The sequence below is a fragment of the Rhizobium sp. SG_E_25_P2 genome, assembly GCF_029892285.1.
Lineage (GTDB): Bacteria > Pseudomonadota > Alphaproteobacteria > Rhizobiales > Rhizobiaceae > Rhizobium_E.
In genome coordinates, this window is sequence record NZ_JARXVM010000003.1 from 89,897 (window position 1) to 109,021 (window position 19,125).

18 protein-coding genes are annotated in these 19,125 nt (G+C 61.7%); 10 read left to right on the plus strand and 8 right to left on the minus strand.

What is annotated here, in order from left to right; translation table 11 throughout:
* Window positions 1-103: 103 nt before the first annotated feature.
* Entirely contained in the window at window positions 104-652 is a 549-nt protein-coding gene (locus M2360_RS06365) for an AraC family transcriptional regulator (RefSeq protein ID WP_280773741.1), read from the plus strand.
* Here the strand turns inward: M2360_RS06365 and M2360_RS06370 are convergent.
* The gene (locus tag M2360_RS06370; RefSeq protein WP_280773743.1) at window positions 609-1,343 is read right to left on the minus strand and encodes a GntR family transcriptional regulator; all 735 of its coding nucleotides are present in this window, start codon (window positions 1,341-1,343) and stop codon (window positions 609-611) included. The genes M2360_RS06365 and M2360_RS06370 overlap by 44 nt on opposite strands.
* A gap of 368 nt (window positions 1,344-1,711) precedes the next feature.
* Here M2360_RS06370 and M2360_RS06375 point away from each other — a divergent pair, with 368 nt between their 5' ends.
* From M2360_RS06375 to M2360_RS06390, 4 genes are all read left to right on the plus strand, one after another.
* Window positions 1,712-3,070 (plus strand): glutamine synthetase family protein, encoded by a 1,359-nt coding sequence (locus tag M2360_RS06375; protein WP_280773745.1) that lies wholly within the window; start codon window positions 1,712-1,714, stop codon window positions 3,068-3,070.
* The gene (locus tag M2360_RS06380) at window positions 3,071-4,375 is read left to right on the plus strand and encodes an FAD-binding oxidoreductase (protein ID WP_280773747.1); all 1,305 of its coding nucleotides are present in this window, start codon (window positions 3,071-3,073) and stop codon (window positions 4,373-4,375) included. It begins immediately after the preceding gene.
* Window positions 4,376-4,379: 4 nt separating this feature from the next.
* Window positions 4,380-5,072: a type 1 glutamine amidotransferase gene (locus M2360_RS06385; protein WP_280773749.1), complete on the plus strand. Its 693-nt coding sequence runs from the start codon at window positions 4,380-4,382 to the stop codon at window positions 5,070-5,072.
* A gap of 83 nt (window positions 5,073-5,155) precedes the next feature.
* The gene (locus M2360_RS06390; protein ID WP_280773751.1) at window positions 5,156-6,592 is read left to right on the plus strand and encodes an NAD-dependent succinate-semialdehyde dehydrogenase; all 1,437 of its coding nucleotides are present in this window, start codon (window positions 5,156-5,158) and stop codon (window positions 6,590-6,592) included.
* Window positions 6,593-6,665: 73 nt separating this feature from the next.
* On the opposite strand, the gene M2360_RS06395 is transcribed toward M2360_RS06390, so the two are convergent.
* The 6 genes from M2360_RS06395 to M2360_RS06420 all read right to left on the minus strand — a co-directional run bounded on the left by M2360_RS06395 (window position 6,666) and on the right by M2360_RS06420 (window position 13,336).
* Entirely contained in the window at window positions 6,666-8,390 is a 1,725-nt protein-coding gene (locus M2360_RS06395) for an amidase (RefSeq protein WP_280773753.1), read from the minus strand.
* 5 nt (window positions 8,391-8,395) lie between these two features.
* Window positions 8,396-9,424, minus strand: coding sequence for an agmatine deiminase family protein (locus M2360_RS06400; RefSeq protein ID WP_280773755.1), 1,029 nt, complete (start codon window positions 9,422-9,424; stop codon window positions 8,396-8,398).
* A gap of 108 nt (window positions 9,425-9,532) precedes the next feature.
* A complete protein-coding gene (locus M2360_RS06405) occupies window positions 9,533-10,567 on the minus strand; it encodes an extracellular solute-binding protein (protein WP_280773756.1) in 1,035 nt (344 codons plus the stop codon).
* Window positions 10,568-10,585: 18 nt separating this feature from the next.
* Window positions 10,586-11,389: an ABC transporter permease gene (locus tag M2360_RS06410; RefSeq protein WP_280773758.1), complete on the minus strand. Its 804-nt coding sequence runs from the start codon at window positions 11,387-11,389 to the stop codon at window positions 10,586-10,588.
* Entirely contained in the window at window positions 11,382-12,275 is an 894-nt protein-coding gene (locus tag M2360_RS06415) for an ABC transporter permease (RefSeq protein ID WP_280773760.1), read from the minus strand. Before M2360_RS06415 ends, M2360_RS06410 begins: the two co-directional genes overlap by 8 nt.
* Window positions 12,272-13,336, minus strand: a complete 1,065-nt coding sequence (locus M2360_RS06420) for an ABC transporter ATP-binding protein (protein WP_280773762.1) — start codon at window positions 13,334-13,336, stop codon at window positions 12,272-12,274. Before M2360_RS06420 ends, M2360_RS06415 begins: the two co-directional genes overlap by 4 nt.
* A gap of 100 nt (window positions 13,337-13,436) precedes the next feature.
* On the opposite strand from M2360_RS06420, the gene M2360_RS06425 reads away from it, so the two are divergent.
* From M2360_RS06425 to M2360_RS06435, 3 genes are read left to right on the plus strand one after another with little or no spacing between them, the layout of a single operon-like run.
* Window positions 13,437-14,126 carry a helix-turn-helix domain-containing protein gene (locus tag M2360_RS06425; RefSeq protein ID WP_280773763.1) on the plus strand — a complete coding sequence of 230 codons (690 nt, stop codon included), beginning with the start codon at window positions 13,437-13,439 and terminating at the stop codon, window positions 14,124-14,126.
* On the plus strand, window positions 14,123-15,775 hold the full coding sequence (locus tag M2360_RS06430; RefSeq protein WP_280773764.1) for an amidohydrolase: 1,653 nt from the start codon (window positions 14,123-14,125) through the stop codon (window positions 15,773-15,775). The genes M2360_RS06425 and M2360_RS06430 overlap by 4 nt, the downstream gene beginning before the upstream one ends.
* Window positions 15,762-16,247, plus strand: a complete 486-nt coding sequence (locus M2360_RS06435) for a DUF3237 family protein (protein WP_280773765.1) — start codon at window positions 15,762-15,764, stop codon at window positions 16,245-16,247. Before M2360_RS06430 ends, M2360_RS06435 begins: the two co-directional genes overlap by 14 nt.
* Before the next feature lie 15 nt (window positions 16,248-16,262).
* Here M2360_RS06435 and uxuA read toward each other — a convergent pair whose 3' ends face one another.
* Window positions 16,263-17,444 carry a mannonate dehydratase gene (uxuA, locus tag M2360_RS06440; protein WP_280773766.1) on the minus strand — a complete coding sequence of 394 codons (1,182 nt, stop codon included), beginning with the start codon at window positions 17,442-17,444 and terminating at the stop codon, window positions 16,263-16,265.
* A gap of 123 nt (window positions 17,445-17,567) precedes the next feature.
* Here uxuA and M2360_RS06445 point away from each other — a divergent pair, with 123 nt between their 5' ends.
* Window positions 17,568-18,287 carry a GntR family transcriptional regulator gene (locus M2360_RS06445; protein ID WP_280773767.1) on the plus strand — a complete coding sequence of 240 codons (720 nt, stop codon included), beginning with the start codon at window positions 17,568-17,570 and terminating at the stop codon, window positions 18,285-18,287.
* Window positions 18,287-19,072, plus strand: coding sequence for an SDR family oxidoreductase (locus M2360_RS06450; RefSeq protein ID WP_280774074.1), 786 nt, complete (start codon window positions 18,287-18,289; stop codon window positions 19,070-19,072). Before M2360_RS06445 ends, M2360_RS06450 begins: the two co-directional genes overlap by 1 nt.
* Window positions 19,073-19,125: the final 53 nt, after the last annotated feature.

Consider the following 19,125-nt stretch of genomic DNA (forward strand, 5'->3'; position numbering starts at 1 on the left):
CGCACTTGTTGAATTTTGCAAATCTTTACGGCGCTTAACTCGCTTCGGTAGAGCGGTCTCCATAATTTCCAGACATGGAATTTTCTGGAAAAAGGAGGCGCCCGTGCCATTCGTTGCCAACTCCGCTCGTCCAGCCCTTCCGTCTGCGGGAAGCGCCAATGCAGACATGGTCAGCGCCTTGCTGAAACTGCTCGACGAGGTGGAACTCGCCTTTGAGCGCGATCCGCTCAGGGCGCGCCGTTGCGTTGCGCACGCCCAGGAGATTCTTGCCGGCTGCGCGCCGCGGAAAACCGCATCTGCGCCCCAGCCGGACCGCCCGTTGACCAACTGGCAGCGCCGCCGGGTGCTTGACCATGTCGCCGCTCATCTCGATGGTCCGCTGAGTGCGGATGCGATGGCGCGTTCGGCAGGATTGAGTGTCAGCCACTTCACCCGCGCTTTCCGCGCCACATTCGGCACGACGCCTTATGCCTATGTTCTCAAGGAGAGAATGGAGCGCGCCAAGCACATGCTCAGCCAAGGCGTCGAGAGCTTTTCGCAAGTCGCGCTCGCCTGCGGGTTCTCCGACCAAGCGCATTTCTGCAAATTGTTCAAGCGCATGAACGGCGTTACGCCGACGGCTTGGCTCCGCCTTCAGGCGGACGCCGCTTGAGTGGGCTCAACGGACCTTCGATTTTGGAGTTGGCCATATCGAGAAGGCGTTGACGTCCCACATGGCCGGCGCCGTCCTGGATGTCTGCGGTGATGGCGTCTCTCAGTGCGGCGGCGTCACGTCGCTTGATTGCTTCGATCGCCTCCATATGCCGGTCGACCTGATAGCTCTGTTCGAGATGGGCGACGGCCTCGCGCATGAAAGGGCCCATGCGCAGCCAGACAGATTCAATCAGCGGCAAGAGCACGAATGAAGGCCTGACCTCATATATGCAGCGATGGAAGGCAAAATTGCGCTCGAGGCCGAGTTCGATGTCGCCGGCCTGATAGGCTTGGTCGATCATGGCGTCGAGAAGCATCAGCCGCTCGATCCTGATATAGTCGATGAAATGTATGGACCGCTCGGCAGCGACTGTTTCCAGCGCGATCCGGGTGGCGATGAGTTCATCAAATCTTTCGGGACCGATATCGGGCACGCGCACCCGCCGGTTGTCGAGATATTCGAGCGCGCCGTCGGCAATCAACTGATCGAGCGCGCCGCGCACCGGCATGGTGCTGACGCCGAGGCTTTCCGACAATCCCGAAATGGTGACCGGCAAACCGGGCGCAAAGCGACCCGACATGATCGCGCGGCTGAGCGAGCGATAGACCCACTTCTTGGTGGATTCGCCCTTCTGTTTCGGTTCGCTCATGACCGCGATCTGCCTTGCGTCCATCAACCAGACCCTGCCCTTCCCGTCAAAGCCCTCGATACTTTTGTGTTTCGGTGGCCAAATCCGCCTTAGCACAGCGAAAACCGCTTTGCAGGCAATTTTGCGGATTTACAAATATGATCATATCAAATAAAAATATGATCATATTACGAGGCCGATGATCAAATTCGGCAGAGGAGTCGTCGATGCGTCTTTGCATGAAGATCGATGAAGGGCCGCTGGCCGGTTTCTGAACCGCATCCTGCGCCGACGCAGAGTCAGCGCAAAAATTCCAATGAATTGAGTTTTGGACCTGCTGGCCAGGCGCAGGCGCGTCGCCGTTGCGGTGTCCGGAAATATGGTGACGCATGATCGAAGAACAGGAAGCGCGCGATTTCCTCGACAAAAACCCCGATATCGAAGTGCTGGAAGCCTTCGTCATCGATGTGAACGGTGTGCCCAGAGGCAAATGGATTCCGCGCGAACGCGCCGTGGAAGTGTTGGTCAAGGGAATGGCGATGCCGCGCTCGGTCTATGCGCTGGATATCTGGGGCCGCGACGTCAATGAAGCCGGTCTGGCCGAAGGCACCGGCGATCCCGACGGCATCTGCCGCGCCGTGCCAGGCACGCTCGCCCGCGTCGGCTGGTTGAAGCGACCGACCGCCCAGGTGATGCTCAGCATGCAAAACACCGCCGGTGAGCCGTTCCACGCCGATCCGCGACAGGTGTTGAAAAACGTGCTGGCCCGTTTCGAGCGCATGAAGCTGCGGCCCGTCGTGGCGACCGAACTTGAATTCTATCTCATCGATCCCGTTCGCTCGGCGCTCGATCCGGTGCGCCCGCCCAATACCCGCGAAGGCCGCTGGCATACGGGCCAGACCCAGGTTCTGTCGATCGCCGAATTGCAGGATTTCGAGGACGTCTTCAGCGAAATCGCGGCCGTCTGCCGCGAGCAGGGCGTGCCCGCCGACACCACACTGCGCGAAAACGGTCCTGGCCAGTATGAGATCAACCTCAACCATCTGCCAGACGCCATGCGCGCCGCCGACAACGCGGTGCTGCTCAAGCGCATCGTCAAGGGCGTGGCGCGCAAGAACGGGCTCGACGCGACCTTCATGGCCAAGCCCTACGGCACCCAGGCCGGCAGCGGCATGCATGTGCATTTCTCGATGATCGACGATCAGGGCATGAACATCTATGCCGATGAGAACGGCCCGTCGCAGGCGCTGATGCATTCGGTCGGCGGCCTGTTGAAATACATGCAGGAAAGCACGGCGATTTTCGCGCCGCACGCCAACTCCTTCCGCCGGTTGACGCCCAGCGAACATGCGCCGACCTATGCCTCCTGGGGTCTCGACAACAGGTCTGCCGCCGTGCGCGTCATCACCGCTGGCCGTTCCGCAACTCGCATCGAGCATCGCGTCGCCGGCGCCGACACCAATCCCTATCTCGTTCTCGCGATGATCCTGCAGGCGGCCTATATGGGCATGATCGAGCGCGTCGATCCGGGCGGGCCGGTGACCGGCGACTATCATTCCCCCGATCTCGAGCCATTGGAGCGCAGCTGGCACGCCGCCGTGCAGAGCTTCTCGGATTCCGGCTTCGCCTTTGCCGCTTTCGGCCCCGAGTTCCGTCAGCTTTACGCCGCCTGCAAGCGACAGGAATTGCAGGAATTCGCCCTCAGAGTCACCGACGTCGAATATGACGCTTACATCAGGACGGCTTGAATGACCCTCTCGACAGCACAACAGAATCCCGGCCACGTCGCGTCCTGGTATGCCGCGACCGCAAACGACAAGACGATCCGCCCCATCCTTGAAGGGACGTTGGAAGCCGATGTCTGCATCATCGGCGCCGGCTTCACCGGCGTATCCGCCGCGCTCGAACTGGCCGAAAAGGGCTTCAGCGTCGTCGTTCTCGAAGGCGAACGCATCGGCTTCGGCGCCTCGGGCCGCAATGGCGGCCAGATCGTCAACGGTTATAGCCGCGATTTCGAGACTATCGAGGGACGCTTCGGCCCCGAGATCGCCCGCAAGCTTGCTTCCATGTCCCGCGAAGGCGGCGACATCATCCGCGGCCGCGTGACAAAACACGGCATTGAATGCGATCTCCGTGAAGGCGGCTTTTTTGCCGCCTTCACGGCCAAGCAGATCCGCGAGTTCGAAACCGTCAAGAAAAGCTGCGAGAGCTACGGCATCAGCGGAATGGAAATGGTGTCCAAGGCGGATGTCGGACGCTATGTCTCAAGTGAGCGCTATGTCGGCGGCATGATCGACACGCGCGGCGGACACATCCACCCGCTGAACTTGGTTCTGGGCGAAGCCCGCGCCGCAGAAAGTTTCGGCGCCCGGATTTTTGAGAATTCCCGCGCCGTCAGCGTGGACATCAGCGGCAAACGCGCGGTGGTCAAGACAGCCAAGGGACGCGTCGAATCCCGCTATCTCCTAGTCTGCGGCAATGCCTATCTCGGCAATCTCCTGCCCAAGATCACCGAGCGCATGATGCCGGTGTCGAGCCAGGTCATGGTCACGGAAAAGCTCGATCCCGCGCTTCTCAACCGCCTTCTTCCGGCCGATTATTGTGTTGAGGACGCCAATTACGTGCTGGATTACTACCGGCGCACCAGCGACAACCGCCTGCTCTATGGCGGCGGCATCGGCTATGGCGGTCAGGACCCGGCCAATCTCACCGGCATCATCCGCCCCAACATGATCAAGACCTTCCCGGAACTCGCCAACACGCGCATCGACTATGCCTGGAGCGGCAACTTTGCGCTGACGCTGACGCGCATTCCGCATGTCGGCCGGCTCTCGGACACCGTTTACTTCTCGCACGGCGACAGCGGCCATGGCGTCACCACCACGCATCTGCTCGGCAAGATCCTCGGCGAAGCGGTGGCGGGCCACGCGGAGCGTTTCGATGTCTGGTCGTCGCTGCCGAGCCTGCCTTTCCCCGGCGGTCGCGCTTTCCGCGTGCCGCTGACGGCGATCGGCGCATGGTGGTACGGACTTCGCGACCGGCTGGGCGTGTGACGCTATGCGGATCGGCATTCTCCAGACCGGGCATGCGCCGGATGAACTGAGGTCCGACTTCGGCGACTACGATCTCTTCTTCCGGCGTCTGCTGGGGGAAGAGACCTTCGACTACGCGGTCTATACCGTCGTCGATGACGTTTTCCCCGAAAGCGCCGAGAGCGCCGATGGTTGGCTGATCACCGGTTCGCGCTTTTCCGTCAATGACGAAGATCCTTGGGTGGGCAGGCTTGTGTCGCTGATCCGCGAGATCAGGGCATCGGGCAGGCCGATGGTCGGAATTTGCTTTGGCCATCAGGCGATCGCCAAGGCGCTCGGCGGCGAGGTCGGGGCCAATCCCGATGGCTGGGTCGCCGGCGCGAGCGTCTATCAGGGGCGCGATGGCCAGGACGATCGCACTCTGCTCGCCTGGCACAAGGAACAAGTCTTGAAACTGCCTGACGACGCCGAAATCCTGGCCGGTTCGGAAGCCTGTCCCTTCGCGATCTTGCGCTATGGCGATGCCGCCCTTACCTATCAGGCGCACCCGGAATTCACTGCGGACTTTATCCGGGGGCTCGTCGCCACACGCGGCCAGGCCCTTTCGGACGACATCAAGATCCGAGCCAGCGCCGCTGACGACGCGGAGATCGCCCGCGCCCGGACCAGCGCCGAAATCACGGCGTTCCTGAAGGCAGGTCGATCTCCGGCGACCTAAAAACTCTCTCGCGTCCGCGCCTCCCGGCGGACGCTTTTTACGTGATTGCTCTGGCGTCGCGTTCAATGAAAAAGGAGCAGAACATGCACCACTATCCCGACGTCAAGCTCTTCATCGACGGCGAATGGCGCGATGCGCTTGCTGGTGAAATCATCCCGGTGATCGATCCCGCGACCGAAGAAACGATCGGCAAAATCGCCCATGCCCGCCGCGCCGACCTCGATCTGGCGCTCGCCGCAGCCGACAAGGGGTTTCGCCACTGGCGTGATGTGTCCGCTTACGATCGCTCTAAGGTCATGCGCAAGGCCGCCGAGCTGCTGCGCGAGCGGGCGGATCAGATCGCCTATATGATGACCCGCGAACAGGGCAAGCCGCTCGCCCAGTCGAAAGGCGAAATCCTCGCCGGCGCCGATGTCATCGACTGGTTCGCCGAGGAAGCGCGCCGCACCTATGGCCAGATCATCCCGGCCCGTTCCGGCCGCGTCTCACAGATGGCGATCAAGGTTCCGGTCGGCCCCGTGGCGGCGTTCACGCCCTGGAATTTCCCGATCAACCAGGTGGTCCGCAAGCTCTCGGCTGCGGTTGCCACAGGTTGCTCGATCATCGTGAAGGCGCCCGAGGAAACGCCGGCCTCGCCTGCCGAACTGATCCGCGCCTTTGCCGATGCCGGCATGCCGGCAGGCGTCATCAACCTCGTTTATGGAACGCCCGCCGAAATCTCCGAATATCTGACGGCGCATCCGGTGATCCGCAAGATCTCGTTTACGGGTTCCACACCGGTCGGAAAGCAGCTTGCGGCGCTGGCCGGCAGCCATATGAAACGGGCGACGATGGAGCTCGGCGGTCATGCGCCGGTGCTGGTGTTCGACGACGCCGACATCGACAAGGCGATTGCGGTTTTGGCGCCCTCGAAATTCCGCAATGCCGGCCAGATCTGCGTCGCGCCGACCCGTTTCCTGGTGCAGGACGATGTGGCTGACCAGTTCCTCGATGGTTTCGCCGAAGCCGCCCGAAAGATCGTGGTGGGCAATGGACTTGATCCGGATTCCGGCATGGGTCCGCTCGCCAATGAACGCCGCATTCCGGCGCTCGAAGGCTTCCTGCAGGATGCCGTCGCCCAAGGCGGGCGCATCGTTGCGGGCGGCAAGCGCATCGGCAACAAGGGTTATTTCTTCGAGCCGACCGTCATCGCCGACGTTCCGACCACGGCGCGGGTCATGAATGAAGAACCCTTCGGACCGCTGGCGATCGTCAACCGCTTTTCGAGCTTCGACGACGCAGTGATCGAGGCCAACCGTCTGCCCTATGGTCTGGCCGCCTACGCCTTCACGCGCTCTGCCGAGACCGCGCATGCGCTTGCGACCCAGGTTGAAGCCGGGATGTTGACCATCAATCACAATGGTCTGGCGCTTCCCGAAGTGCCGTTCGGCGGCATCAAGGATTCCGGTTACGGCACCGAGGGCGGTTCGGAGGCGACAGAGGCCTATCTTGAAACCCGTTTCGTGACCCAGATGAACTGACCTAAAAAGCCAAGAGGCCGAACCGGCAATGCCCGGTTCGGCCTCTTCTTGTTGTGCATATCTGTGTCCGTTCTCAGAGTTTGGGCGTGCGCGGCGGCGGCGTCCTGCGCTGTCCGGTTTTCTCAAAACCCGCGGCCAGAGCCAGCAGCTTGGCGTCATCATAGGCGCGGCCGACGAAGGTCAGGCCCACCGGCATGCCCGTGTCAGGCATGGTTCCCATCGGCACGGTGACCGTGGGGATGCCCAGATGGCGGATGGCGAGATTGCCGTTGGCAACCCAGACGCCGTTGCGCCAGCCGAGATCGGCATGAACAGGGTTCACATCCATATCGGCATGACCGATATCTGCGACAGCCGGAAAGACCACGGCGTCTAGGCCTAGGTCGTCCATCCAGACTTCCAGATCCTGACGCCGGGTCTCCTCCAGACCGCGCAGGCCCTCTTCGAGCGTCGGGATTTCTTCCAGCGAACGATAGGGTTTTTGGCGGGCGAGCGCCGGATAGTGCGAAATTTCGTCGGAAAAGCCGGTGTAGCGGTCGGGAAGCGCGCCCGCCGGGCGCGGGAAAATCCTTGCTCCGTCGACTTTGGTAAGACTGTCCAGCATGGGATCGCCATTCGCCTGCAGGAAATCCTCCCAGCCCCATGCGGAGAGATCGTGGATTTCGTAATGCAGGAACTCAGGGCTGACGAGACCGCGCGTAGCGATCGACGGCGCGCCCGGCCGGTCGGCCTCATAGTTGGTCACCATGGGGAAGTCGACCAAGATGACTTCTGCGCCTGCGGCTTCGAGATCGCGCTTGGCTTGCCGCCAGAGTTCGAGGACCGAGGCGCGGGTCTCGATCGGCTTGCCGGTCGAGCCGCCAATGCCGCCTTCTGGGTTGGAGCCTGCTTGCGGGTCCGCGTCGATATACATGCGCGGCACGCCGAAGCGTTTGCCGGCCAAGGCCTGTCGAGCCGCCTGTCCGTCCGAGGGTGCGAGCGCCTGGTAGCTAGTCGGCCGCAGGGCTGAAGCGGCCGGCAGGGATATCCAGGGCTGGGCGCGCCAGAAGTCGCCCCGCGTTTCCGGATCGTCGGCGACGATGATGTCGAGCACTTCCAGCATGTCGGCCATGTCGCGCGTATGCGGCACGACGACATCCATGGTCGGCACCAAGGGCCAGTTGCCGCGCACGGAGATGACGCCGCGCGAGGGCGTATAGGCGCAAAGCGCGTTATAGGAGGCAGGCGCGCGGCCGCTCGACCAGGTTTCCTCCCCAAGGCCGAAGGCGGCGAAGGATGCGGTGGTGGCCGTACCCGAGCCGTTCGACGATCCCGAGCCGAAGGCGCTGGTCAGCCATTCCCGGTTATACGGGCTTTCGGCGCGTCCATAGACGCCGCGCTGCATGCCGCCATTGGCCATCGGCGGCATATTGGTGAGGCCGAGGCAGATGGCGCCGGCCGCCCGCAGGCGCTCGATGGTGAAGGCGTCGCGCTGGGCGACAAGATGTTCGAAGGCGGGGCTTCCGGCGGCGGCAGTCAGCCCGCGCACTAGATAGCTGTCCTTGGCGGTGTAGGGAATGCCGTCGAGCGGCGAGAGAACCTCGCCGCTCTTGCGGCGCGCGTCGGAGGCTTCCGCGTCCTTGAGCGCGTCCGGATTCATCACCACCATGGCGTTCAGCGCGGTTGCAGTCGCCGGGCCATCATAGGCCTGGATGCGCGCGAGATAGGCTTCGACGAGCTCCACGCTCGTCGCCTCGCCGGACTCCAAAGCCGCGCGCAGTTCTGCGATCGATTTTTCAACGACGTCGAAGTGGCTCATGATGATCAGGCTTTCGCTTCAACGGAAGGCTGCTGCTGGGTGATGCAGTGAATGCCGCCGCCGCGCGCGAAGATGGCGCGGGAATCGACTGTCACGACTTTGCGGCCGGGATAGGCCTGTCCAAGGATATCCGCCGCCGCTGCATCCGCCTTGTCATCGCCGAAGCCGCAGGCGATCACGCCGCCATTGACGGTCAGGTGATTGACATAGCTGAAGTCGACGAAACCGTCCTCGTCGCGGATCTGCGCGGGCGCCTCGAGATCGAGAATGGTGAAACGCCGGCCGGCGGCGTCGGTGGCGTCGGCCAGCAAAGCGCGGATGTCGCGCATCACCTCGTGGTCGGGATGATCAGGATTTGGCTGGTTGTGGATGAGCAACACGCCGGGAGAGGCAATCGTCGCGACGATGTCGACATGGCCGTTGGTGCCGAAGTCCTCATAATCACGCGTCAGGCCGCGCGGCAGCCAGATCGCTTTGGTGGCGCCGAGGGTGCGGGCGAGTTCTGCTTCGACGCGGGCCCTGTCAGCATAGGGATTGCGGCGCGGATCGAGCTGCACGGTGTCGGTGACAAGGACCGTGCCTTCGCCATCGACATGAATGCCGCCGCCTTCATTGACCAGCACGCTGGAGATCAGCTCGGCGCCGGCATGGGCGGCGATCAGGCGCGCAATCTCGTTCGCCTTCTTCCATTCCGACCATTCATGATCGCCCCAGCCATTGAAGATCCAGTCGACCGCGCCGAGAACACCGGGTCTTGCATCATCGAGGACGAAAGTCGGGCCGAAATCGCGCATCCAGAATTCATCGAGCGGCGCTTCGACGATGTCGATATGGCTGCCCAGCATGCGGCGGGCGCGGTCCAGCTCGGAGGGGTCGACCACCATCGAGACGGATTCGAACTCGGCAATGGCGTGGGCGACGGCGGTCCAGGCTGCATAGCCCGTCTCCTGCCATGCCTCTCCCTCGCCGAGCGTCGCGCCGGCACGCGGGAAAGCCATCCAGGTGCGCTCGTGGCGGGCGGTCTCAGAAGGCATGCGCCAAGTCATCATCGAGGTCCTTTTGTAAAATAGGCCGGTACGCGCGCGAACCGGCCTGTACGGGGATATGTCCAGCCGGACGAAATCAGGCTGGACCTTTTCGCATTATTTCGTCAGTTCGGTCCAGATCTTCGTGTAGATCTGCTGGACGTCGGCCGGGCAGGTCTTCTGGAAAAAACCGGCCGACTTGAGTTCCGGCGGAATGTTCATTTCCGGCGCTTTCGGCAGTTCGGGATCCATGAACTTTTCCGAGCCGGCAATGGCGTTGCCATAGCGCGTATAGTTGGAAATCAGCGCCGCATTCTCTGGATCCATAATGAAGTTCAGGAACAGCTTGGCGTTGTCGACATTTCTGGCGTCGGCGAGAATGGCGGCGTTGTCCTGCCAGAGCGCGTAGCCTTCCTTCGGGTAGCCATAGGCGAAGCCAGGATTTTCAGCGCGGATGCGCATTGTCGCGCCGCTCCAGAACACAGACGCCTGGAGGTCTTCCTTGATGAACTTCTCGAAGCTCGCATAATCGATCGACGCCCAATAGGGCTTGGCCGCCATCAGCTTGTCGCGCGCAGCCTTCAGGACCGTCTTGTCATCGGTGCAGGGTTGTCCTCCGACATAGCCGATCGCCATGTCGATGACGTCATTCATTGAGGGGACGACGTTGATTTTGCCCTTAAGCTCCTCCGGCGGATCGAAAATGACGGCAGAGGTGTTGATGTCGCCCTTATAGATCTTGGTGTTGACCATCACGCCGGTGGTGCCCCAGACCCACGGAACCGTGTAGTGGCGACCGGCGTCCCAATCGACGCCGACCCATTCCGAATTGACATTCTTGAAGTTCGACATCTGGTTGGGTTCGCTCTTCATGAGCAGACCCTTCTCGATGTAGATCGGAACCACGGAAGCCGAGGGCACCACGATGTCGAAGCCGTGTCCGCCGGCTTCGATCTTGGCCATGGCGGTTTCGTTGGAGTCGTATTCGGTGACCGAGACCTTCACGTCATAGGTCTTTTCGAACTTCTTGATCAGATCCGGCGGCGTGTAGAGGCCGAAATTGTAGATATTGAGCTGCCCTTCGGCGAGCGCCGGAAAACTGACGGCAGCCAGAATGGCTGTCGATGCAGCCAGGCGATAGGCGTATTTCATGATGTTCACCTCTTATGGTTAGTTTTTCTTGCGCGTTGCCACCCATGACCCCGCCACGATCAGCACGCTGATCAGAAGAAGAAGCGAGGAAATGGCGTAGATTTCCGAGGTCAGGTTTCGCCGCAATTCGCCCATGAGATAGGTGGGCAGCGTTTCCTGGCCGGGTGATTTGAGGAAGTCGCTCATCACGAGATCATCGAGCGAGACGACGAAGGCCAGCATGAAGCCCGCCATGATCGCCGGCGCCAGCAGCGGCAGCGTCACCCGCCGAAATGTGTAGAACCGACTCGCGTAGAGATCGGCGGCCGCCGTCTCGAGGCTGAGATCCATGCCTTCGAGCCGGGCGCGGATCGGCAGATAGGCGAAGGGAATGCAGAAGGTTGTATGCGCGGCGATCAGGAAGCCGAGCCCGGTATAGCCGGTCGCCTGCTTGATCTGGCCGATGATGATGAGGAGCGCGATGGCGAGCACGATTTCCGGCACCATCAGCGGCTGGTTCAAGATGATGTGGACGGCGCCTTCGCCCCTGAAGCCGTCGCCGCGCGTGGTCGCGAGCGCCGCCATTGTGGCGAGGATCGTCGATATCACCGCTGCAGAGGTCGCGATGATCAGCGAGTTCACGGCGGCGTCCATGAAGGCTTCGTTCTGGAGCGCCTTAAAATACCAGTTGAGCGAGAAGCCTTCCCAATTGCCGATCACCTTGCCCGCATTGAAGGAATAGGCGACGAGGATGAACATCGGCACGTAGAGGATGACGAAGCAGGCGATGGCGAGCACCGCAGCGCCCGGCAGGCGTTTGACGTCGAAGCCGCCTTCAACCATGATTGCGCTCCTTGCGGGTGGAGGTGATGCGCGTGTACCAAATGAGAGCCACCAGCACCAAAATCGTCAGCGTGATCGACAGCGCCGCGCCCAGCGGCCAGTTGCGGCCCTGGCCGAACTGCATTTCAATGAGATTGCCGAGCATCATCGACTTGCCGCCGCCCATGATGCGCGGCGTCACATAGGCGCCGAGCGACGGCACGAAGACGAGAATCGAACCGGCGATGATGCCTGGCCGCACCAGCGGCAGGATTACCCGGCGCAGGCAGTAGAGGCGCGAGGCGTAGAGGTCGTAGCCGGCTTCGGCGAGGCGAAAATCGAATTTCTCAATGGCTGCATAAACAGGCAACACCATCAGCGGCAGGAAGACATAGGCCATGCCGAGCAACACCGCGAAATTGGTGAACATCATCTGCAGCGGCTCATGAATGATCCCGAGCGCCATGAGCAGGCGATTTAGGACTCCCTCGGAGCGGATCATTTCCTGTACGGCGATGGTGCGGACGAGAAGGTTGGTCCAGAACGGAATGGTGATCAGGAACAACCAGAAACCGCGTTGCGAGGCCGGGCGGGTGGCGATGAACCAGGCTGTCGGCAAGCCGAAGACGAGGGTAATCAGCGTTGTGGCGAGAGATAGACCGACGGAGCGACCGAGAATGGTCAGATTGGCGTCAGATAGGCTGACTGTATCGTCAAATATGTCGCGTTCGAAGAGAACGGAGAACCAGCCATCGGTCGAGAAAATCCATTTCACATTGCCGTAATCGCCGGGGGTCAGCAGCGAGTAAACAATGACTACGCCTAATGGCAGGATCGAAAACAGTATAATGATTGTCACGGCCGGCAGCACCAGCCCCCAGCGACGCCAGGTTTCGGAAGAACTCACGCTTTTTCCTCCATATCGACGATGGCGCGTAGAGCCTCGGCGGGGAGCGCCACCGGAATGGTTTCCCCTTCGGTGAAGCTGCGGCCGCCATGCAGAGCGTTCTGGACGCGTGCGATCAGGGCCGATCCATCCGGCAAGGACAGATGGACATGGGTGTCGGTGCCGAAGAACACCAATTGCTCGACCGTGGCGTTGAGATTAAGGGCTTCCGGAAGCGTGGTCGCAAGCGCCACATGTTCAGGCCTGATCATCAGGGTGACCGGTCCATCGGACACTCCGCTCAGGGCGACCTTGGCGTCTCCCAGGCTGATCACGCCGGATGCAGCCTTCGCGTTTAGGAAATTCGACTCGCCGATGAAGCCCGCCACGAAGCGGTTGGCCGGGCGATCATAAAGTTCGCGTGGCGATGCGATCTGCTGGACGCGGCCGCCGCTCATCACGGCGATGCGGTCCGACATGGTCAGCGCTTCCTCCTGGTCGTGGGTCACGAAGATGAAGGTCAGGCCGGTTTCGCGCTGCAGCCGCTTGAGTTCGATCTGCATGTCCTTGCGGAGCTTCATGTCCAGCGCAGACAGCGGCTCGTCGAGGAGAAGAATGCGTGGTTTGGCGACCAGCGCGCGGGCGAGCGCCACACGCTGCTGCTGACCGCCAGACAATTCCGAACTCTTGCGATCCTTGAGATGGGCGAGCTGGACCAGCTTGAGCATAGCGTCCACAGCCGGCTCGACTTCGCTTCTTGGTTTGCCCTGCGCGTCGAGGGCGAAAGCGACGTTCTCGGCAACTGTCATATGCGGAAAAAGCGCGTAGTTCTGGAAGACGGTGTTCACCGGTCGGCGGTTGGGCGGCATCTGCGCGATGTCCTTGCCGTCAAGGATCAGCGCGCCGCCGCTCGGTGCGCTGAAGCCGGCGATCAGGCGGAGCAGGGTTGTCTTTCCGCAGCCTGACGGACCGAGAAGGGTGAAGAATTCTCCTTCCGCGATGGAGAAACTCACCTCATGCAGCGCCGTCACGGTTCCGTTCCCGTAACCGAAACGCTTAGAAAGTTCACGAATGTTCAGCATTTTGCCTATTGTCCCCAAAGGTCTTCAATATGCGTATTGACAAAATAACTTTAGTCAACCAAATTTTTTACAGACACAAAAAATATAGCGTGAAAAACAAATGAGCGACGCCGTAATCGAGACGAGCCAGCCCGAGCCTGGACTGCGCAGCCGCAAGAAGGCGAAACGACGCGATGAAATCATCGCCGCCGCGCAGGAACTGTTCGCGCGGCAGGGGATAGACGCGACGACGATGGCGGATATCGCCGCTGCTGCCGGGATTTCGGCGCCGACTGTGTTCAACTATTTCGGCTCGAAGGACGGGGTGCTGATCGCGCTGATCAGCGAGGGCACCACCGAAGCGCGTGAAAACGATCGTCCGCTGCATTGGACCGAGAACACCGATCTTGCGACACTGATCCTCAACCTGTTTGTCCGTGTCTCGCGCCGCACGCTGGAAATTGCCGGAAAACGAGTGTGGCGATACGCCGAATCCGCCGCCATTCGACACCCGGAGACCGAACTCGCCGCACAATATGCCAGTGTTTCCAACGCTCTGGTCGATGTGGTCGCCGAGTATTTCGCCGAGCTAGACCTCAAGCTGCGCGCGCAGGTCGAACCGCAGCCGAAATTGCTGGCGCAGTTGTTTCACGATGTCTGGATGCCGACATTCCTGAGCCTGATCACCAATGTGGACCAGACCCTCGAGGAACATGAAGTCATCCTCAGGGCGCGCATCATGCCCCTCGTCCACATGCTGTTCGAAGACGACAGCATTGCAAAACCCCGCCGCAAAGGTTCAACCGCATGACCGCTTCGATCATTTTTATCAACGCCCATGTGCTCACCATGGACGACGAAACGCCGCGAGCTGGCGCCTTGGCGATAGAGGAAAATCGCATTCTGGCCGTCGGCGACCGCGACCTCGTGATGAGCCATGCCGGTCCCGACACCCGCATCGTGGACGCCAACGGCGCAAGTTTGTTGCCCGGTTTCGTCGAGAGCCACCTGCATCTGTTTTCCGGAGCCTATGGCCAGACCCTGTTGCAGCTCGCCAATATCATGGGTTTCGAAGCGATGAAGGCCGCCGTCGAGGCTTTCTCCGCTGCCCGCCCCCATGAAGGGCTACTGTTCGCCCAAGGCGCGGATTACGAAATTCTCGGCAAGGGCACGCGGCTCGATCGTCATGCTCTCGACGCCATGTGCCCGGATCGGCCCTTGGCCGTGATGGCCTATGACTTCCATACGCTCTTCGCCAATACCGCGGCGCTGAAGGCGGCGGGTCTTCTCAACGGCAAGTCCCTACCTGTCGGCAACGAAGTTGTGATGGGCGAAGACGGGCTTGCGACCGGCGAATTGCGCGAAAAATTCGCGCTGTTGCCGGTGCTTGATCTGCGAACGTCGGGCGGCCGCGAAATGCTGGGCATGTCCGGCGTTGAGCCGCCGCAGACGCCGACCCCGGAGGAATGGCGCGAGGATGTGGAGACGCTGAAATCGGGCATGCGGTTCGTCGCCTCCAAGGGCATCACCTCCATGCACAATATGGACGGCAACCGGCATCTCCTGGAGCTTCTCAGCGATGTCGAGAAGGACGGCGAACTGCTTGCCCGCATCTCCGTGCCTTTCCATCTGACGCGTGAAATGCCTTTGTCGGAACTTGAGCGCGCCTCGGCCATGACGCGCGATTTCTCCGGCGACAAGCTCAGCTGCGGTCGGGTGAAGATCTTTGTCGACGGCGTCATCGAAAGCGGCACCGCCGCGATGCTGGCCGAATACTCTGATCGCCCCGGCCTGCGTGGCGACCCGATCTTCGACGCCGAGAGCTTCAAGCAAGCCGCCATCGAAGCCGATCGCCGGGGTCTGCAGATCGCCGTGCATGCCATTGGCGATGCCGCCGTCCGCATCACGCTCGACGGCTATCAGGCCGCGCGCGAAGCTAATGGTCCACGCGACAGCCGTCATCGCATCGAACATGTGGAGATGATCGATCCCGCCGATATCGGGCGTTTCGCCGAGCTCGGCGTGGTCGCCTCAGTTCAGCCTCTGCATGCGCCGGTTGGAGAAACGCCGACCTCGCGCAGCATTGGTCCCGAGCGAGCGGCCTATGCCTATGCGTGGAAGATGCTGCATGAGGCCGGCGCCACGATCGCTTTCTCATCGGACTGGCCGATCGTGCCCATCGATCCGCTTCTCGGCATCCAGACGGCCCTGACCCGCAAGCCGCATCTTCCGGGATTGCCGGATCAGCGGCTCGGTCTTCACGACGTTCTCGCCGCCTTTACGCGCAACGGCGCCTATGTCGGTCACATGGACGACAAGATCGGGACGCTGAAACCGGGCATGCTGGCCGACCTCGTTTTGCTCTCCGGCGATATCGAGGCGACGCCTGCGGAAGAAATCGCGGCGCTTGAGATCAGAATGACGGTTTGTGACGGACGGGTCACCCATGAAGCCGCATGACCTCGACATGGACATGACTTCGCTCGGCGCGACCAAGACGCTCGGTGAACCCTTGCTGCGCAAGGCCTGTGTCATCCGCGCTGATCTCGGCCCCGCGTTGGAATTCGTGACCGTCCAGGGCCATGTCCGGTCGATGTTTCCGATCGTCGGCGGCGAGGCGCGCGGGATTGGCTGGCGCGGCCGCATCCTTCCTGGCGGCGCGGATTTTGCGATCCGTCTGCAGGACGGCTCCTACGCCGTCGAGGCCCGCTATTGTCTCGAACTTGAGGACGGCACGCCTGTCATGGTGACCAATGCCGGCAAGATGGTCCCGCAGGCTGACGGAAGTTTCAAGGGCCGCACCCGCGCCACACTTGAAACGCCTGAAGGTCCGCACCGCGCGCTTGGCGACGCGGTCTTTTTCGGCACGGCGCTGGCTGAGGCCGATGACGTCGATCACGTCTTTATCGAACTCTGGGAAGCGCCTATCTGAGGCGATGGGCGGCGATCACGCCGCCAACCGCTCCACCGCCCGCATGACGCCGCGGATTTCGGCCAGTCCCTTCAGGCGGCCGATCAGCGAATAGCCCGGATTGACCCGCGCCTTGCCGATATCGTCGGCGAGCAGGTGGCCGTGGTCGGGGCGGAGAGGAATCCGCCAGTCCGGCCTCCCCTCCTCCCTCCGTCGCTTCTCCTCCTTCATCAGCGCCATGATCACGCCGACCATGTCGCCGGAACCGTCGAGATGATCGGATTCGTAGAAGGAGCCGTCGGACTCGATCCGCACATTGCGCAGATGGGTGAAGTGAATGCGCGGACCGAATTCCTCCACCATGGCGACGAGATCATTGTCGGCGCGGGCGCCATAGGAGCCGGTGCAGAAGGTCAGGCCGTTTTCCGGTAGATCCACGGCGTTGAGGATGGAGCGGGCGTCTTCGGCAGTCGAGACCACGCGCGGCAGGCCGAACAGCGAGAATGGCGGATCATCGGGGTGAATGCAGAGCTGCGCCTCGCATTCGGCCGCGACAGGAACGATTTCGCGCAGGAAATGATGGAGGTTGCCGCGTAGCGTCTCTGCGTCGATGCCGGCGTAATCGGCAAGTGCGGCGCGGAAGGCCGGGCGATCATAGACGCGCTCGGTGGCCGGCAGGCCGGCGATCAGGTTTTTCTCGATGCGCGCCTGGGTCGCTTCGTCCATGGTCTCGAACCGAGCCTGCGCTTCGGAGATGCGTGCGGGGGAGTAGTCTGCCTCTGCGGCTTGTCTCGCAAGAATGAACAGGTCGTAGGCGGCGAAATCGATCGCGTCGAAGCGCAGCGCATAACCGGATGAGGGCATGCGATACATCAGGTCTGTGCGGGTCCAATCGACCACCGGCATGAAATTATAGCAGATGGTGCGGATGCCGGACTTGGCCAGCGCCCGGATCGTATCCTTGTAGCGGCCGATATAGGCGCTGCGCTCGGGGCCGCCAATCTTGATCGAATTGTGGACCGGAATGCTCTCGACCACCGACCATTCGAGCCCCTCGGCCTCGATCCGCCGCTTATAGCTCAGAATCTCGTCTTCTGGCCAGGCGGAGCCGTCATAGATGTGGTGGAGCGCCGAGACCACGCCTGTGGCGCCGGCCTGCTTGATATGGTCGAGCGTGACAGGGTCATTGGGCCCGTACCAGCGAAAACATTCCTGCATCGTCATCCTCCCTTGCCGTAATGTTGGACCACAGAATGAGAAAGAGATCAACAATGATATGTTTGATCCATGACAGTTGACGGTGATCCGGAATTGGTCCAACAATTGAGGCGGGAGGACAGGATGCAGATCGAGCCAGCCGAGAGCGGCGCTCGCAAGCCCGGCGGTTCGGCCGTTTCGAGGCTGGTGGAGCGGATTCAGGAGATGATCGCCGAGCGGCGGCTGTCTTTCGGCGATCCCTTGCCGACCGAGCGCGACCTCGCGCAGCAATTCGGCGCCAGCCGAAACACGGTGCGTGAGGCGCTACAATATCTCCGCGCCTATGGGATCGTGGACATCAAGCCCAAGGCCGGCGCGGTTCTCGCCAACCGCCATTCCGATGCGATGTCGTCGCTGCTCACTCTGCATCACGCGATTTCGCCGGCGTCCTTTCGCGAAGTGCAGGGCTTTCGCAAGATCGTCGAGACGGGCGCAGGCGAAGCCGCGCTGCTGACGCTGACGGAGGCGCAGCTTGCTGACTTGGACGCCGCCAATCTCCTGATTCTCGATAGCGCCACGGTCGCCGAAGCGGCCGAAGCCGACTACGCCTTTCACGAAAAACTGGTGGGTTTGGCGGGCAATGCCGTGCTGCTCGCGAGTTATCGCCACCAGCGGCAATCGATGCTGGAGCTGATGCGGCTCGGCAAAGAGACGCGCTTTGTCAATGAAGAGACCTGGCGAGAGCACAAGTCCATCGTCGAGGCTCTCAGGGCGAAGGACCGGATCGCCTATGCCTATCTGCTGAGCCGGCATCTGGAATACGGCATGCGTTTTGTCCGCCCCGAGGCGGATCGGGAGGAGTAATCGTGGAGTTTTCAGGAAAGATCGCCGTAGTGACGGGGACGTCGGGCATCGGCCGCGCCGCGGCGATCGCGCTGGCGAAAGAGGGCGCCACGGTGACGGCGCTCGGCATCGATCCCAAGGCGAATGCGGAGCTGATCGAAATCGCCGCTCGCGAGGCGCTGTCCCTTGCCGTCCGGCAGGCCGATGTCGCCGACGAAATTCAGGTGGTTCAGGCGTTCGAGGCGCTTGGACGCGAGCATGGCGGTCTCGACATCATCGTCAATTCGGCGGCAGTGCACCCCTATGGCACGGTGGTCACGACTGAACATGAGATTTTCCTGCGCGCCTATGCCGTCAATGTCGGCTCGATCCAGCTGACCGGCAAATACGGAATCCCCCTGATGGAAAAGAAGGGCGGCGGCGCGATCCTGAATATCGCCTCGGTGCAGGGGCATGCCTGCCAGAAAAATGTCGCCGCCTATGTCGCGACCAAAGGCGCGATCCATGCGCTGACGCGGGCCATGGCGCTCGATCACGCCAAAGCGAATGTGCGGGTAAATTCCATTAGCCCCGGCTCTGTCCGCACGCCGATCCTCGAACTTGCCGCCCGCACCTTCGACGGCGACGACGCCGATGTCGAGGATGTGTTCCGCCGTTTCGGGGCTGCGCATCCGATCGGCCGCATCGGCGAGCCGGAGGAAGTGGCGCGCCTCGTCTGTTTTCTGGCGTCGGAGAAGTCGGGTTTCATCACCGGATCGGATTATCGGATCGACGGCGGGCTGCTTGCAGGTCTCGGCGTCGCTTGATCTGATTTCAGCATTTATGCGTTTATCTGCTCATATCGCTTGACATTTCGCAG

What these genes read in the sequence shown, in the direction of transcription:
- M2360_RS06370 (WP_280773743.1), bottom strand. Translation starts at nt 1,343, where the DNA reads ATGAGCGAACCGAAACAGAAGGGCGAATCCACCAAGAAGTGGGTCTAT.
- M2360_RS06375 (WP_280773745.1), top strand. Translation starts at nt 1,712, where the DNA reads ATGATCGAAGAACAGGAAGCGCGCGATTTCCTCGACAAAAACCCCGAT.
- M2360_RS06380 (WP_280773747.1), top strand. Translation starts at nt 3,071, where the DNA reads ATGACCCTCTCGACAGCACAACAGAATCCCGGCCACGTCGCGTCCTGG.
- M2360_RS06385 (WP_280773749.1), top strand. Translation starts at nt 4,380, where the DNA reads ATGCGGATCGGCATTCTCCAGACCGGGCATGCGCCGGATGAACTGAGG.
- M2360_RS06390 (WP_280773751.1), top strand. Translation starts at nt 5,156, where the DNA reads ATGCACCACTATCCCGACGTCAAGCTCTTCATCGACGGCGAATGGCGC.
- M2360_RS06395 (WP_280773753.1), bottom strand. Translation starts at nt 8,390, where the DNA reads ATGAGCCACTTCGACGTCGTTGAAAAATCGATCGCAGAACTGCGCGCG.
- M2360_RS06400 (WP_280773755.1), bottom strand. Translation starts at nt 9,424, where the DNA reads ATGCCTTCTGAGACCGCCCGCCACGAGCGCACCTGGATGGCTTTCCCG.
- M2360_RS06405 (WP_280773756.1), bottom strand. Translation starts at nt 10,567, where the DNA reads ATGAAATACGCCTATCGCCTGGCTGCATCGACAGCCATTCTGGCTGCC.
- M2360_RS06410 (WP_280773758.1), bottom strand. Translation starts at nt 11,389, where the DNA reads ATGGTTGAAGGCGGCTTCGACGTCAAACGCCTGCCGGGCGCTGCGGTG.
- M2360_RS06420 (WP_280773762.1), bottom strand. Translation starts at nt 13,336, where the DNA reads ATGCTGAACATTCGTGAACTTTCTAAGCGTTTCGGTTACGGGAACGGA.
- M2360_RS06425 (WP_280773763.1), top strand. Translation starts at nt 13,437, where the DNA reads ATGAGCGACGCCGTAATCGAGACGAGCCAGCCCGAGCCTGGACTGCGC.
- M2360_RS06430 (WP_280773764.1), top strand. Translation starts at nt 14,123, where the DNA reads ATGACCGCTTCGATCATTTTTATCAACGCCCATGTGCTCACCATGGAC.
- M2360_RS06435 (WP_280773765.1), top strand. Translation starts at nt 15,762, where the DNA reads ATGAAGCCGCATGACCTCGACATGGACATGACTTCGCTCGGCGCGACC.
- uxuA (WP_280773766.1), bottom strand. Translation starts at nt 17,444, where the DNA reads ATGCAGGAATGTTTTCGCTGGTACGGGCCCAATGACCCTGTCACGCTC.
- M2360_RS06445 (WP_280773767.1), top strand. Translation starts at nt 17,568, where the DNA reads ATGCAGATCGAGCCAGCCGAGAGCGGCGCTCGCAAGCCCGGCGGTTCG.